13 protein-coding genes are annotated in these 14364 nt (G+C 53.1%); 7 read left to right on the top strand and 6 right to left on the bottom strand.

Annotation, left to right across the window (positions count from 1 at the left end; all coding sequences use genetic code 11):
* The first annotated feature begins 111 nt into the window (after positions 1 to 111).
* Entirely contained in the window at positions 112 to 1287 is a 1176-nt protein-coding gene (locus AC236I_RS04570) for an oligogalacturonate lyase family protein (RefSeq protein ID WP_004867187.1), read from the top strand.
* Between the two features lie 284 nt (positions 1288 to 1571).
* On the opposite strand, the gene AC236I_RS04565 is transcribed toward AC236I_RS04570, so the two are convergent.
* The 3 genes from AC236I_RS04565 to AC236I_RS04555 form a co-directional block, all read right to left on the bottom strand.
* Entirely contained in the window at positions 1572 to 2267 is a 696-nt protein-coding gene (locus tag AC236I_RS04565; protein WP_487608702.1) for an oligogalacturonate-specific porin KdgM family protein, read from the bottom strand.
* A 253-nt stretch (positions 2268 to 2520) separates the two neighbouring features.
* Positions 2521 to 3699 carry an acetyl-CoA C-acetyltransferase gene (locus tag AC236I_RS04560; protein ID WP_004867193.1) on the bottom strand — a complete coding sequence of 393 codons (1179 nt, stop codon included), beginning with the start codon at positions 3697 to 3699 and terminating at the stop codon, positions 2521 to 2523.
* 105 nt (positions 3700 to 3804) lie between these two features.
* Positions 3805 to 4686 (bottom strand): LysR family transcriptional regulator, encoded by an 882-nt coding sequence (locus tag AC236I_RS04555; protein WP_004867195.1) that lies wholly within the window; start codon positions 4684 to 4686, stop codon positions 3805 to 3807.
* Between the two features lie 140 nt (positions 4687 to 4826).
* On the opposite strand from AC236I_RS04555, the gene AC236I_RS04550 reads away from it, so the two are divergent.
* The 6 genes from AC236I_RS04550 (at position 4827) to mrkJ (ending at position 10177) form a co-directional block, all read left to right on the top strand.
* Positions 4827 to 5288 carry a multidrug/biocide efflux PACE transporter gene (locus AC236I_RS04550; protein WP_015585829.1) on the top strand — a complete coding sequence of 154 codons (462 nt, stop codon included), beginning with the start codon at positions 4827 to 4829 and terminating at the stop codon, positions 5286 to 5288.
* Positions 5289 to 5421: 133 nt separating this feature from the next.
* The gene (locus AC236I_RS04545) at positions 5422 to 6651 is read left to right on the top strand and encodes an amino acid permease (protein WP_004867200.1); all 1230 of its coding nucleotides are present in this window, start codon (positions 5422 to 5424) and stop codon (positions 6649 to 6651) included.
* 116 nt (positions 6652 to 6767) lie between these two features.
* Positions 6768 to 7634, top strand: coding sequence for an aldo/keto reductase family oxidoreductase (locus AC236I_RS04540; protein WP_015585828.1), 867 nt, complete (start codon positions 6768 to 6770; stop codon positions 7632 to 7634).
* Between the two features lie 414 nt (positions 7635 to 8048).
* Positions 8049 to 8744, top strand: a complete 696-nt coding sequence (locus AC236I_RS04535; protein ID WP_004867206.1) for a flagellar brake protein — start codon at positions 8049 to 8051, stop codon at positions 8742 to 8744.
* A 4-nt stretch (positions 8745 to 8748) separates the two neighbouring features.
* The gene (locus AC236I_RS04530; protein WP_004867209.1) at positions 8749 to 9324 is read left to right on the top strand and encodes a response regulator transcription factor; all 576 of its coding nucleotides are present in this window, start codon (positions 8749 to 8751) and stop codon (positions 9322 to 9324) included.
* A 136-nt stretch (positions 9325 to 9460) separates the two neighbouring features.
* On the top strand, positions 9461 to 10177 hold the full coding sequence (mrkJ, locus tag AC236I_RS04525) for a cyclic-di-GMP phosphodiesterase MrkJ (protein ID WP_015585827.1): 717 nt from the start codon (positions 9461 to 9463) through the stop codon (positions 10175 to 10177).
* Positions 10178 to 10223: 46 nt separating this feature from the next.
* Here the strand turns inward: mrkJ and AC236I_RS04520 are convergent, their stop codons facing one another.
* The 3 genes from AC236I_RS04520 to AC236I_RS04510 form a co-directional block, all read right to left on the bottom strand.
* Positions 10224 to 10811, bottom strand: a complete 588-nt coding sequence (locus tag AC236I_RS04520) for a fimbrial protein (protein WP_077266776.1) — start codon at positions 10809 to 10811, stop codon at positions 10224 to 10226.
* 77 nt (positions 10812 to 10888) lie between these two features.
* Positions 10889 to 11884 carry a fimbrial protein gene (locus AC236I_RS04515; RefSeq protein ID WP_004867219.1) on the bottom strand — a complete coding sequence of 332 codons (996 nt, stop codon included), beginning with the start codon at positions 11882 to 11884 and terminating at the stop codon, positions 10889 to 10891.
* The gene (locus AC236I_RS04510) at positions 11875 to 14361 is read right to left on the bottom strand and encodes a fimbria/pilus outer membrane usher protein (RefSeq protein ID WP_015585825.1); all 2487 of its coding nucleotides are present in this window, start codon (positions 14359 to 14361) and stop codon (positions 11875 to 11877) included. Before AC236I_RS04510 ends, AC236I_RS04515 begins: the two co-directional genes overlap by 10 nt.
* Positions 14362 to 14364 lie beyond the last annotated feature (3 nt).

The following is a 14364-nucleotide window of genomic DNA, read 5'->3' as shown; positions in this document are numbered from 1 at the left end:
AAATAATGAAACAATGTTTTGATAAATTAACACCCATCTTTTAAATCAACCTCACCTGGCTACACGTCCCCTGCAGACAGGCGACATCGCGGGAAGGAAAAGGAGTACATCATGGCTAAAGGCATGCGGGTAAAATTGAATTATGAAGTCAGTCGCGATCCGGATACCGGCGCGGAGATCACCCGCTTAACCCCTCCGGAAGTAACCTGTCATCGTAACTATTTCTATCAGAAGTGTTTTTTTAATGATGGCAGCCACCTGCTGTTCGCCGGTGAATTTGACGGCCACTGGAACTACTATCTGCTAAATATCGCGACAGCCGAGGCCGTTCAGCTGACCGAAGGCGCCGGCGATAATACCTTCGGCGGCTTTCTCTCACCGGATGATTCCGCGCTCTATTACGTTAAAAATGACCGCACGCTACTGGAAGTCAATCTTTCAACCCTCCAGGAGCGTCAGGTCTACCGCGTCCCGGATGAGTGGGTCGGATACGGTACCTGGGTCGCCAACAGCGACTGCAGCAAACTGGTCGGCATTGAGATTGCGAAAAGCGACTGGACACCGCTCAACGACTGGCAGATTTTCCACGACTTCTTCCATAAAGGTCCGCACTGCCGTCTGCTGCGCGTCGACCTGCAAAGCGGGGAGAGCCGCGTTATTCATGAAGAGAAAAAATGGCTGGGTCATCCCATCTACCGTCCGTTCGACGACAACACCGTCGCCTTCTGCCATGAAGGGCCGCACGATCTGGTCGATGCCCGGATGTGGATGGTCAACGAAGACGGCAGTCACGTGCGGAAAGTCAAAGAGCATGCCGAGGGCGAAAGCTGTACGCACGAATTCTGGGTCCCGAACGGTTCCGCGCTGATTTATGTCTCTTATCTGAAAGGTCAGCAGGGACGGACGATTTATCGCTTCGATCCGGATACTGGCATCAATACCGCGCTGATGCAGATGCCCGCCTGCTCGCATCTGATGAGCAACTTCGACGGCACGCTGTTGGTTGGGGATGGCTCTGGTACGCCGGTGGATGTGAAAGATACCAGCGGTTACACCATTGATAACGATCCTTATCTCTACGTCTTTGATGTCGCGAAACAGGCTTACTTCCGCGTTGCCCGGCATGATACCTCCTGGGCGACGGTCGCCAATAGCCGTCAGGTCACCCATCCGCATCCTTCGTTTACCCCCGACGATCGGGCGATTTTGTTCAGCTCGGACAAAGACGGGAAACCGGCTATCTACATCGCGAAACTGCCGGCGCATCCGGAGATGCTGCAGGCGTAATATCCGTATTGTTTTTGAGTGTGTTTCTGTAACTGGCCTTGCCCTCCTTCGCGGAGGGCTTTTTTGTTTCATTACCGCCCGGCGGAGTCGTTGAGGCAGGCACAGGCCGTTTCTCCTCACCTTCTGTTGAACCCGTGCTGGTGAAACCTTCCGCAGCCCCTTTCGACTGCGCGAGCGGCCAAGTCTGCTTGCGCCACAATCAGCGCTAACGGGAACCGCATCCGGACGACAGAAACAGAAAACCCCGGCTGACGGCTCCGGGGTCATGACGGAAGAGGGTTTTATCAGAAGCTGTAAGCAACCCCGACGCGGAAACGGGTCTGGCGATCGCTGCGGTCATTCACACCCACGTTGCCCACTTCACCATACGGCGCCCAGTTTTTGTCGAGTTTATAGGCCAGCTTCACGTTGTACTCCTGGGAGTAAGGCTTGTTGTCGTTGCGGTTTACTCCCTCGGAGCTGCGGGCATAAACATAGTTCAGCTCGGTACGCCAGTTGCCCATCACAAAACCGGCCCACGCATCGCCGCGGTTCACTTTATCGTCTTCTTTGCCGGCGCTCGCCGGGTAGCGGGTATAGTCGTAGCGATAGCGGGCGGCCACGTAGAAACCATTATCGAAGCTGTATTGCACGCGCAGATTGGGTTTGTAAATTGAGCGGCTATCGTTGCTCTCAATATTAAACCCCGGCGTCACGGAGAAATTCTGATTCGCCTTCCACTGCCAGCTAATGGTCTCTTCGTGGCCGTTGCCGACAAAATCTGAATACGGTTGGGAGGTATTATCGCCGCCTGACTTCCACTTTGCCTCTACGGAGAAGCCGAATCCGTTGGCAAAGCGATGGGAGATCGAGACACGGTCGGCATTGGTTTTATCTGTCTTACCTCCATCAATGAATTCATGACGCAAATCAACCGTGACAGCGGAAGCGGAAAACGCTGCGGCGCAGAGAGTAGCAAGGGCCAGAGATCTTGCAAACATAGGGTACCCCTCAAAATTAAAATTATGTTTCTATTTTATGAAACTGTATTTTATTTTTTAAGGACGCATGTTTTAGTGATCGAGATCGTAATTATTTGTTTCAAAAAACATGGCACAGCAGGACGTGACAAAGCTCAACAAAAAAGGGCTTTATCGCCCCCTTTTCGCTGAATTTTTCCGGGATCTGCGGGAAGAAAACCCAATAAAAAAGCCTCCGCAAGGAGGCTTGAGAAGCAGGTAAAGTAAAGCGGGACTATGCGCGTTCTACCGCCAGCGCAACGCCCTGACCGCCGCCGATACAAAGCGTAGCCAACCCTTTACGGGCATCGCGTTTAATCATCTCGTGCACCAGAGAAACCAGAATACGACAGCCTGATGCCCCAATGGGGTGGCCCAGCGCAATCGCCCCGCCGTTAACATTGACCCGCCGCTCATCCCATTCCAGCACTCTGCCGACAGAAATCGCCTGGGCGGCAAATGCCTCATTGGCCTCGATAAGATCGACCTCATCCAGCCGCCAGCCCGCTCTTTCCAGACAGCGGCGCGTCGCGTGTACCGGCGCGATCCCCATCAGGGCCGGATCGACGCCGACGCTGGCAAAAGCGCGGATCCGCGCCAGGATCGGCAGACCGAGCTCCTGCGCTTTCGATTCGCTCATCATCATTACCGCCGCCGCGCCGTCATTGATGCTGGAAGCGTTGCCCGCGGTCACTGAACCCAGCCGATCGAAGGTGGGTAGCAGGCTGGCCAGCCCTTCGGCGCTGGCATCGACCCGCGGCTGCTCATCGGTGTCAACGGTGCGCGGCGCCCCGTTCAGCTCGGTGGTTACCGGCACAATCTCATCACGAAAGCGCCCTGAATCAATCGCCCGCCGGGCCTTTTGCTGCGAACTCAGCGCCCAGGCATCCTGCAGCTCCCGGCTGATACCATATTCACGCGCCAGGTTTTCCGCCGTAACTCCCATGTGATAGTCGTTGAAGGCATCCCACAAACCATCGTGGACCAGGCTGTCAATCAGCTGGCTGTTGCCCAGCTGAGCGCCGGTGCGGCTATCGGTGAGAACGTGCGGCGCCCGGCTCATATTTTCCTGACCGCCGGCAATCACCACGTCAGCTTCTCCGCACTGGATTGCCTGCGTCGCCAGATGCAGCGCCTTCAGTCCGGAGCCACACACGTCGTTAATCGTAATGGCAGAAACGGTATTCGGCAGGCCGCCGCGGATCGCCGATTGACGGGCCGGATTTTGCCCGGTCCCCGCAGTCAGAACCTGCCCGAGGATCACCTCATCAACACTTTGCGGGTCGATACCGGTACGCTCCACCAGAGCCTTGACCACAAGACTCCCCAACTCTACCGCGGAGTGACGCGACAACGTTCCCTGAAAACACCCTATCGGAGTGCGCAACGCACCCACGATCACGACATCTTTCATCCTCTACCTCTGCCCTGCCTCTGCGCAAAGAAACAGCAACATAGTAGAGAATTGTTATCAAAAAATTTCGCAATTGTTTAAAAAAAGTGAGGCGAATCACAAAGATTAGCCCCGCGTTGCGGGTTCCTGGCGCTGTAAATGCTGACGCAGCCAGCTCCCGGCTTTCCCCGGCGGCGCCTTCTTATTCCACAATAAATCAACGGAAATCGCCCGCGGCCAGCCGGGAATGTTCAGCGCCACCAGCGTGCCTGACCCGGCAAACTCGTCAACCAGCGCACAAGGTAAAATGCACCATCCCAGCCCCTGCACCGTCATGCTGAGCAGCAGTAAATAGTTCGGCGCCGACCAGACCTGTCCTTTCGCAGGCTCCAGCGAGCTGGCCAGAAAAGTGCTCAGGCGCAGTTCTCGCCAGCTATGCAGCTCATCCCAGGTGACCCGTCCCTGCGCCGCCAGCGGATGCGCGGGAGCGACGTAAATGGCCATCGCCGTTTGTAACGGCAGCCGGGTACTGCCAATCTCCGTCGGATAGCTATCCCTGGCCTCAATCAGCCCCACCTGCGCGCGCTCCTTCTGCAGCAGGTCAATAACATCCTCATCTTCCCCTATCAGGCACTCAAACTCGGTGTGGGGAAAACGACGATCGAACTGCTGCAGCAGATCCTCCAGCACATCCGGATGCAGCGTGTCGGAGAGTACAAACGTGAGGCGCGCTTCCGTTTCATCAGACAGTGAAATAGCCAGCTCATCCAGCCGATTGCTGGCCGCCAGAATCGCTTTGACGTAGCTCAGCACCTGTTCCCCCTGTGGCGTCAGCGTGGGATGGCGAGTCGCGCGGTCAAACAGTGCGACGCCCAGATCGGCTTCAAGGTTTGAAATGGCGGTGCTGATGGTGGACTGGCTTTTGCGCAGCCGACGGGCGGCGGCAGAAAACGACCCGCAGGCCACGGCTTCAACAAATGCAGTCAGAGCTTCGGGAGAATAGCGCATGAACTATCTACTTTATCGATGGAATCTATCTTTTGTTTATCATATTTATCCATAAAATGCGGAGTAATTTCTCAGAATCTGTTCCTTCCTTAACTGCAGAGGAACCGGTCAGAACCACGGCTTTTCGGAGGTAGCAAGCCATGCAACAGAACACATTTCAGCGTAAAACGCTGACGGAGCGCGTTATCCATGCGGTCAGTTTTGAAGGACTCGCCACGTTAATTCTCGCCCCGACCGCCGCCTGGCTGATGCAGCGTTCGGTTCTTGAAATGGGGGGGCTGAGCGTGCTGCTCGCGACGCTGGCCATGGTATGGAACCTGATTTATAACGCCGCTTTTGACCGCCTCTGGCCGGTATCTCGCGTGGTGCGAACTCTCAAAGTCCGCGCGCTGCACGCTATCGGCTTTGAATCCGGGTTTATTCTTATCGGGGTCACCGCCGTGGCACTGATTCTCGGGGTCTCGTTGATCCAGGCGTTTATGCTGGAAATCGGCTTTATGCTGTTCTTTCTGCCCTACACCATGCTGTTTAACTGGATATGGGATACTCTGCGCGAACGCGTACTGAAATATCGCCAGCAGCGGATCCTGGCACGCAGCTAACTGCTCTTCATCGCCGGGGGATGCCCGGCGATCCCTTGCCCTGTTTGTCATCCGAAAGTATCGCAACGGCTCATTCGTTGTTGTGGTAAATTACACTCCTTTTTTTTGGTCTTACGGTTGATAAATTCACACAATGTCTAAAATTTGGTCTAAAGAAGAAACTCTTTGGAGTTTTGCCTTATATGGCACTGCCGTAGGCGCCGGCACTCTGTTTTTGCCGATCCAGCTGGGGTCTGCTGGCGCCATTGTTCTGTTCATCACCGCGCTAGTCGCCTGGCCGTTAACCTACTGGCCGCACAAAGCACTGAGTCAGTTCATTCTCTCCGCGAAAGTTGCGCCCGGCGTCGGGATCACCGGGGCGGTTAACCATTACTACGGCAAGAAAGTGGGGAATCTGATCACCGCCCTCTATTTCCTCGCCTTTTTCGTGGTCGTCCTGATTTACGCCGTGGCAATCACCAACTCACTCGCCGAGCAGCTGGCAAGGCATATGCCGATTACACCCGCCGTTCGCGCCATGCTGAGTCTGGCCGTGGTCATGGTGTTGAACCTGATCTTTTTAATGGGCCGCCATATCACGATTAAGGTGATGGGTTTTTTGGTGTTCCCGCTGATTGCCTGCTTCCTGTTCTTGTCGATCTATTTAATCGGCGACTGGCAGCCTGAGCACCTCACCAGCCAGCTGCAGCTGACTTCTCATACGTTCCACCAGGTCTGGATCTCAATCCCTGTGATGGTTTTCGCTTTTAGCCATACGCCCATCATTTCAACTTTTGCTATCGATCAGCAGGAGAAATATGGTGATCTGGCTATGGGTAAATGCAAAAAAATCATGAAGGTGGCCTATACCATCATCTGCGCCAGCGTGCTGTTTTTTGTCTTCAGCTGCCTGCTGGCGATACCGGTCTCCTATATTGAAAACGCCCGCAACGAAGGAGTGACCATTCTCTCCGCGCTGTCGATGATGCCTGGTTCTCCGGCGTGGCTGGCGGTAACAGGCATCGTGGTCGCCGTAGTGGCCATGTCGAAGTCATTCCTCGGCACCTATTTTGGCGTGATTGAAGGCGCCAGCGAAATCGTGAAAACGTCGCTGAATCAGGTCGGGATTCGCAAAAGCCGCGCCTTTAACCGCGCGATGTCGATTCTGCTGGTCTCGACGCTGACGTTCATAGTTTGCTTCATCAATCCGAACGCCATTTCCATGATCTACGCCATCAGCGGCCCGCTGATCGCCATGATCCTGTTCATCATGCCGACGCTGTCGACCTACATCATTCCCGCACTCAAACCCTACCGTTCAGTGGGTAATTTCATCACCCTGGTGGTCGGCCTGCTGTGCGTTTCGGTCATGTTCTTTAGCTAATCCTCCCCTCTGCGGCGGCGGTTATCACCGCCGCCGCACGTTCTGCCAATATTTCTGCCATCCGGACTTCCTCGCCAGGTTTACACTTAGGGTTTGCACACCAGTGGGGAATCGCCATGTCCAGCGTAAAACTATCCGGAAGCGGAACATTAGGTCATCGCCAGGTTTATCGTCTGGGTTACGGCGCTATGCAGTTAGCCGGCCCCGGCGTATTTGGTCCGCCTGCCGATCCGGACGCCGCTATTCGTGTCCTGCGCGCGGCGGTAGCGGCGGGAGTCAATCATATTGATACCTCTGATTTTTACGGCCCGCATATTACTAACCAGCTGATTCGCAAAGCGCTCCATCCTTACGCAGACGATCTCTGCATCGTGACGAAAGTCAGCGCTCGCCGTGATGAAAAGGGCAACTGGCTGCCGGCGATGTCGCCCGAAGAGCTCACGCAGGCGGTGGAAGACAATCTGCGTAATCTGGGGCTCGATGTCCTGGAGATCGTGAATCTGCGCAGCATGCTCGGCACCCACGGCCCGGTAGAAGGCTCACTGGAAGCGCCGCTGACCACGCTGCTTGAGCTTAAAGAGCGTGGGCTTATTCGCCACATCGGCCTCAGTAACGTCACGGCGAAGCAGGTGGCCGATGCGCAAAAGCTGACGCCCGTTGTTTGCGTGCAAAACCAGTACAACGTTGCCAATCGAGGAGACGATGCGCTGATTGATGAGCTTGCCGCACAAAATATTGCCTACGTCCCTTTCTTCCCGCTTGGGGGGTTTACTCCGCTACAGGCACAGGAACTTAACGATGTTGCCGCCGCGCTGGAGGCGACACCGATGCAGGTTGCGCTGGCCTGGCTACTACAGCGTTCGCCTAATATTCTGCTGATTCCGGGAACCTCTTCGCTCCAGCACCTGCAGGAAAACCTGGCCGCTGGCGCGTTAACCCTGCCGCCGGAAGCCATCGCAACATTAGCGGCACTGCAGAACTAACGGCCTTCGCCACACCTGTGCGTGTCCTTCCGCACAGGTCCTTGCCGGGCGCCATTTTCCCTCCTATTATTTGGCTGGAATTAGCCCAACGCTGCTGGCACTATATATCCTACAAATGGGTATATGCTTGCACTAACCTGCGCTAAACAACCCTATATACAGCATTGATTTATACTATTTTGACAAGTCTCCTTATTGGGGACTTCTGTCGTTTTTGCCTTCCCCAAAAATTTTTACAACTCTTGATTACAGGAAAAACAACATCTGATTCGACGTTTATACAAATCAATTTAGCGACAAAGATAGCTAATAACATCAAACGCTCATAAAAACATCTGGTTAATGCAATCAGAATGTTGGCATTGCCATAAGAAAAATTTAACTAACACAATAAAAAATCAACAAGGACTTTACATGACAGAGGGAACAATAAAGACCAGCCGGTATGAAATCATTGCTATTTTCAGGGAGGAACTCAGGAAACACTCCGAGATAGAAGTTTTCTTTAATAACAAAAACATCATGACCCAACTTACCCGGGTAGACTTTGCTGAGTTCCATATCGTCACCCAGAGCAAAATCCCCCCAGGGCATAAATACAAATTCATTTTGCATAGTGATTCAGGAAAGATTGAGTTCTGTTCATCGTTAAAGAAAAGTTATAACAGCGATGCCGAACGCGGTAATAAAGTCTCATTTGCCTTACCCGAATGCATTCATGTGGTACAACGACGTCGCGACCCCCGCTTTCGTTTGCATCACCGGTATGATTTTTTTTGTCGCGGTCGACACAGAAATGGCGAAAACTATCTTTTCGATATTAAAGACATTTCAGATGGCGGCTGTGCGCTGATCGCGAAAAGTCCGAACCTGAAATTTCTCACGCATAGTTCAATCCTCAAGAATTCAGTTCTGTCGCTGGCTGAGTATGGTGAAATCACCATTGATTTAGCGATAAAAAATGTTGTTGAAGTGACACTTGATGAAGACAGTGAAAGCTATCACCAGGTTTCCTGTCAGTTTAAATTCCGCCACCGCGAAGATAAGACCAGAATAGAGAAAATGCTGCTCGATTTGATTCTGGAAGCTAAGCGAAAAAAGAGAGTCTGACCCCTTGGACAGGATATTTCTGTATACCGATGATAATTTAATCGGTCAATCAATTCATTGGTATATGGTTGATAACAATAAAAATGTCACCACCTTCCGTTATCAGGATATCACTCAGGGGGCAATCGCCCCCCTGTCTGGGATCGTTATTTTCAACGTTATTCATAAGGACTTTTCTGCTGCCGACACGATGTTATTGCTCAACGATATGCGCTGGTGTCTTCTGCACTGTACCCGGCTAATCCTGGTGGTCAGAAGCGATATTGCCAACCTGTTCAGGGAACTAATAAACATAGATAACACCATGATTCTTACAGAAAAAACACCATTGCATGATTTTTATCGCGCCGTCAGTACTCCCGCAGTCGGCAGCGAGTTTTCCGTACCGAAGAAGCTTTCTGCCAGAGAGCGCCAGGTGCTGGAGCTGACCATGACCTGTCACAACAACAAAAGAATTGCCACTCTGCTGAATATTGACCATAAAACCGTACACAGTCACAGGATTCATATCATGCAAAAACTTGGCATGCATAACTCGCGGGCGATGCACAATAAAATTGTCGACATGTATCAATGCTAGAAAAAAACCGTCTCCCCAATCAAAACCAGATAATTAATTGAAAAGTTACTTTTAATAAACATTCCAAACTGCAGAAAGGTCACTTATAATAATTTCACCCTGCAGCGATGTTTTGTAAAGTGCCTGACACGAGAAAATGAACGCTAACATATTTTCCGATTATAACTTATCCCGTGGCGATATCTCTGTTCGTTATGTTTTTCAAAAAATGTTCTCACCGCAGGACACTCTCGTGGCCGTGGAGTGTTTAAGCCGCTTCGATTCTATTCCTGTGGCCCCGGAATTTTTCTTTCGCCATGCTAATGCGGCACTCCGTGAAAGTATTTTCATGGAGCAACTGGCATTGATTGAAAAGCACCGGACATGGTTTATTGACAATGGTATTTCAGCCACAATCAATGTTGACGATCATATTCTCGGAATTTTGCGCCAGCCGCAAATCGAAACCTACATTAACCATCTGAAGTGTGTACATTTTGAGGTTACGGAAAATGCCAATAGCCTGCTGAATAATGCATTAGCCAGCTGGAAAAGTCCCCAGACGTCCACACTGTGGCTCGATGATTTTGGTTCTGGTTATGCCGGCATTAATGCTATTCGCGGATACCATTTTGATTATGTCAAAATTGACAAAGATTTTTTCTGGCATCTCATGCAGAAAGAGTCCGGGCGACCGCTGATGGATGCGCTGGTGACATTCCTGTCACGTAATAACCACAATGTCATTATTGAAGGTGTCGAGAGCGAAGCACATAAAAACTGGCTTAAGGGAATGGAGTGGTTTGCTATTCAGGGCCATTACTGGAAAGAAGTCAGTATTGAACAACTGGTTCAGGAAAGAGTTAGCGCATAAAAATACCGCATGATTGCGGTATTTTTATGCGCTAAATATCACACGCTTAATTATACACAAGTTCCCAGGTTGCCCAGCTGGTCAATGGACCGGTTGTCGCTTTTTCCGGGGACGGTGTGACATAGCCGATATAATAAGTAAATACACCGCCATTAACCGATTTTTCAACAATCGGCACCCGATTTTGCTGCGGGTCGGCGGGGACAATTTTATTACTCTTATCCAGCGTATTATTATCATTGGTGGACAGCGCCAGATAGATATTGCGCGCCCCATCCGCTAACGTGTTCGCCAGATAGCCCGCATTTTCATTCGCGACGGCATCGACCATAAATCCATCAATCCAGCGCACATTCACCGCACGAATCTCATTTTTATCCGCCGCGCCGCCATCATGGCGGAGCTGACAATTCGACAACTCAAGAGTGAAAGGCTGCGGCTTCATAAATGCGCCGGCCCCGCGGCCGTGGACTTCCGCCAGGCTCACCGGCGCCAGCCAGACATTGCCGCTGCCGGCATTATTCGCGCCGTTAAGCGCCACGCTACAGGAGATATCCGTCACCCGGCCGACAAAATCAACGCGTCCGTTATCGTAATTGGTCATAAAACCGTAGGCCGACGAGGCGGCAAGCATCGCGCCAGCGACGGCCAGCCTGATGCATTGTCGGCCATATGTGCCACATCCATATTGCTTCATGCCCGCCTCCTGAATTAATCGTACGTCAGGTTAAAGATCATGTGCGATTCCACCTCGCCGGTACTGGTTGTCGGCAGGTATTGGTAAAATCGCGCATGATAAGGTTGCGTAAAGTAACGCGTCTCCTGAGAACGCAACGTGCCTACGCTGTACTTCTTGTTAAATTCCAGCGGTACGCCATCCTTCAGTACCTGAATCCCGACCCCTTTGGCGGCGGAACTCCCGGTTTTTTCATTGAGCAACGCCCCTTGTTTGAGCGTGGTGCTGGTTGCCAGAGTTCCGGAAAAAGAGGTCTGGATATTGGCATATCCCGACTCGCTTAACCCGCCGCTGCACTGCAGCTCGATATTAAAATCCCGACCGCCCGCCGTTGTGCCGACCCCTTTCAGATCGCTACGCTTAATGGTGCCCACATCAACGTTCATATTCTTCCCGCTCAGGACCGTACAGGAAGGTGAGACAATGGTGATCGCATTGGCGCTCAGGTAGGTTTCCAGAATCGGGTTATTCCCCCTTTCCCAGTCATAGGAGGTATATTTCCCCGCCGCCAGCGTACCGCTGCCGGTCGTCGACGACGTTTTAATAATCTCCAGCGTAAAGCGGGAACCTTCCAGCGAGTAGTTGGTGGTCCGGTTGATGGTGGAGGAGAAAACGTCGGGATAGATGATGTTCACCGTCGCGCCGCCGCGACTAAAGCGCATGCCGATACCGGGCACGTTGGTGGAGTAGATCTTATTCCCCAGATCGGTGGAGCCTGTAGAAACAATCTTCGCCGCAAAGCGGTTGGTACCGGCGGTACAGCTGTAGCTGGCCCCGCCCGGCGCATTCATCGTCCAGTCCCGGGAGACAATCACCGAGCCCACCGGCAGATCGGGGGGAACCACAACCCTGCCAACGACCATATCCAGGTTCACCGTAGGCTGCGAAAGGCGCGTACAGGCAGCCCAGGCGGAGGTGGTCCCCAGCGCCATTAAGCCAATAAAAAGCGTCAGTTGTTTACTCAGCGACATACCGTTTCCTTTAATTTTGCCTGGCCCAGATCCACCGTACATTGTCCGCTGCTCCACTTGACGATCGCCTGCTTAACCCCGGCGTCGCTGATAAACATCATGCTGCCCTGACCAACAACCCCAATATCCTTACCGGACGGATCCAGAATGGTGGCGGCAAACGGCAGCGGTTGGCCATTGGCCTGGCGCGCCTGAAGCGTGAGGGTATTCTGTACCGTGGTATCAAACGAGACTTTCACCACGCTGCCTTCCCACGGAACGACCTGAGCCACCGTACGCTCAAAGGCGATATCCTCCTGGCTGCCTTTCGGATCGATCTCGACGGCGTTGATCCGGTAAGGTCGCAGATAGGGCAGGATGGCATAGCCGTTACTGTCGACGCGCGTCCCAGGTGAACCCGGCAACATGGCGCCCGCCGCATCTTTGGCTTCAATCAGCGCCAGGGTATTGCCGCTCTCCGGTGAGAACACCACGCCATGACGATGGGCGATCAGCGTCCCGCTGGCACCCAGCCCGCTCTGCCGGTAACCTTCACCCTGGCTATAGCTGCCGTTAAGCGTGGTCCACGGCGTACGGTAGCTGCCGTTTAAGGCGACATCATGCTGACCACCGGTCGCTGCGGTCGTTGAAATGCCGTAGTTGAGGTTGTTCTCGCTATCCAGCGAACCGTTAACCCCAATCTGCGAGCTGCCGAAATGCGAATTGTTGAAGGTGGTGTTCGACGTCAGGTTGGCGGTACGGTTCTCACCAAACCACAGCGGATAGCTGAAATTCAGCGAGATGCGATCGTCACGACGATGGCCGGAGTTATCCGGCGTATACACGCGCTGCGCGCTGGCTGACCATGAGAGACGGCCGAACATATTGTTGTAGCTAAGCTGGTATTGCTTCTCGGTACCCGAACGGTTCCAGTAATCTGAAATCTGGCCACTCAGATAAAAACCGCCCCAGCCGTCCGGCAGGTTCTGGTTAACGGTGAAGGTCATGCCGTTTTTCTGTCGCCACAGCGTATAGTTGTTATTGCGGTTCTTCTCCTGATCGACGGCGTACAGCGCATCGTTCAGGTTATAGTAGCCTTTCGTGGAGTAGCGATACGCCGCCAGCACGATGCTGGTCTGGGTATCGGTAAACATCCGGTTAAAGGTGGCGCGATAGCTCTGCCCTTTTTCATCCAGGGTATCGCTCTTCAGTCGCGACTGGGTAATGTCAAATGACAGCGCGCCAATACCGGTATTCATCCCGGCCCCCAGCAGAAACGCCTGATAATCATCAAAACCGGTCACGCCGGTATAGCCGGTAAACATGTTGCTCAGGCCACGCTGCCAGGTAGCCTGGTAGAGCATGGGCTTATTGCGCAGCGAATTATCATCGACTTTACCGGCCGACAGCGCATAGCGAGTCATACCCGGACGCAGCAGCTGTGCCACCGACGCATACGGCACGCTGAAGACCTGCACCGATCCATCGGCCTCTTTTACCGACACCTCAAGGTCGTTACCGTACCCGGACGGGTAAACATCCTGCAAAGTAAACGGCCCCGGCGGTACCGAGGTCTGATAAATAATATTGTTGCCCTGACGCACCGTCACCAGAGCATTGCTCTGCGCCACGCCGCGAATTTCCGGCGCGTAGGAGCGCATTCCGTCCGGGAACATATTGTCGTCGGTCGCCAGGTTGACCCCACGCAGACCGATGGTGTCGAAGAATTCGCCGTTGGTAAATATCTGCCCGCCGCTGACAATCGAGTTGATTTGCGGGATCGGCCGCTGAAGATAGGTCTGGTTACTGTTCCAGTGCGCCTTCCCCTGCTGCTGCTGCCAGTTCAGGTTACCGATGTGCTTGAGTAGCCAACCGTCCCAGGAGAAGCCGGCGTTAACGCCGAGATAGGCGCTGCTGTTGTCGGAGCCGTTGGCGGCAGAGGTATGGCTGGTCCAGGTGTTCGCCATCCAGCCAAGATTCAGCGCCGCAATGCCTTTATCCCAGAATTCCGGGCTGACAAAATTTTTCAGGCGCTGATCTTCGTAGATTTGCGGTACAGAAACTTCCAGCCGCAGCGAGGACTGTATCAGGTTATCTTTAACGTTTTCTTCGTTACGCCACTCCTTCAGCCGTCCACAGTAACCTGCCTGCTGACTCAGCTGAGGATTGAGTTTTTCTGCCGCAATCCCGTAGCGCTCAAGCATTTCACGGGTGTAGCAGATCCCCATGTTGCCGTCTTTATCGCGGGTGACGTTCAGTTCATAGCGCCCTTTCCACTCATTGTTGGTATACACATCGAGCGAATAGGTCCCTTCCGTGATAGCACTGGCGGAGAAGCGAGACAGATCGACCTTTTCCCGGCTGCCAACGATAAAACCATCATTAAACTGGTATACCGTTCCCGGGCTTTCCTGTCCGCTGGAAACTGGCGGAAAACAGAACAGCGCCATCGCGATCGCTGTACTTAATCTTCCCGGGCAGATAGACCTCTGCTTCATGAT

This window comes from Klebsiella sp. Sb-30 (genome assembly GCF_057652795.1).
This window is presented reverse-complemented; position numbering and strand designations above follow the sequence as displayed.

Excerpts from the sequence above, each read along its gene's own strand:
- AC236I_RS04570 (WP_004867187.1), top strand. The coding sequence starts at position 112 with ATGGCTAAAGGCATGCGGGTAAAATTGAATTATGAAGTCAGTCGCGAT.
- AC236I_RS04565 (WP_487608702.1), bottom strand. The coding sequence starts at position 2,267 with ATGTTTGCAAGATCTCTGGCCCTTGCTACTCTCTGCGCCGCAGCGTTT.
- AC236I_RS04560 (WP_004867193.1), bottom strand. The coding sequence starts at position 3,699 with ATGAAAGATGTCGTGATCGTGGGTGCGTTGCGCACTCCGATAGGGTGT.
- AC236I_RS04555 (WP_004867195.1), bottom strand. The coding sequence starts at position 4,686 with ATGCGCTATTCTCCCGAAGCTCTGACTGCATTTGTTGAAGCCGTGGCC.
- AC236I_RS04550 (WP_015585829.1), top strand. The coding sequence starts at position 4,827 with ATGCAACAGAACACATTTCAGCGTAAAACGCTGACGGAGCGCGTTATC.
- AC236I_RS04545 (WP_004867200.1), top strand. The coding sequence starts at position 5,422 with ATGTCTAAAATTTGGTCTAAAGAAGAAACTCTTTGGAGTTTTGCCTTA.
- AC236I_RS04540 (WP_015585828.1), top strand. The coding sequence starts at position 6,768 with ATGTCCAGCGTAAAACTATCCGGAAGCGGAACATTAGGTCATCGCCAG.
- AC236I_RS04535 (WP_004867206.1), top strand. The coding sequence starts at position 8,049 with ATGACAGAGGGAACAATAAAGACCAGCCGGTATGAAATCATTGCTATT.
- mrkJ (WP_015585827.1), top strand. The coding sequence starts at position 9,461 with ATGAACGCTAACATATTTTCCGATTATAACTTATCCCGTGGCGATATC.
- AC236I_RS04520 (WP_077266776.1), bottom strand. The coding sequence starts at position 10,811 with ATGCTTGCCGCCTCGTCGGCCTACGGTTTTATGACCAATTACGATAAC.
- AC236I_RS04515 (WP_004867219.1), bottom strand. The coding sequence starts at position 11,884 with ATGTCGCTGAGTAAACAACTGACGCTTTTTATTGGCTTAATGGCGCTG.
- AC236I_RS04510 (WP_015585825.1), bottom strand. The coding sequence starts at position 14,361 with ATGAAGCAGAGGTCTATCTGCCCGGGAAGATTAAGTACAGCGATCGCG.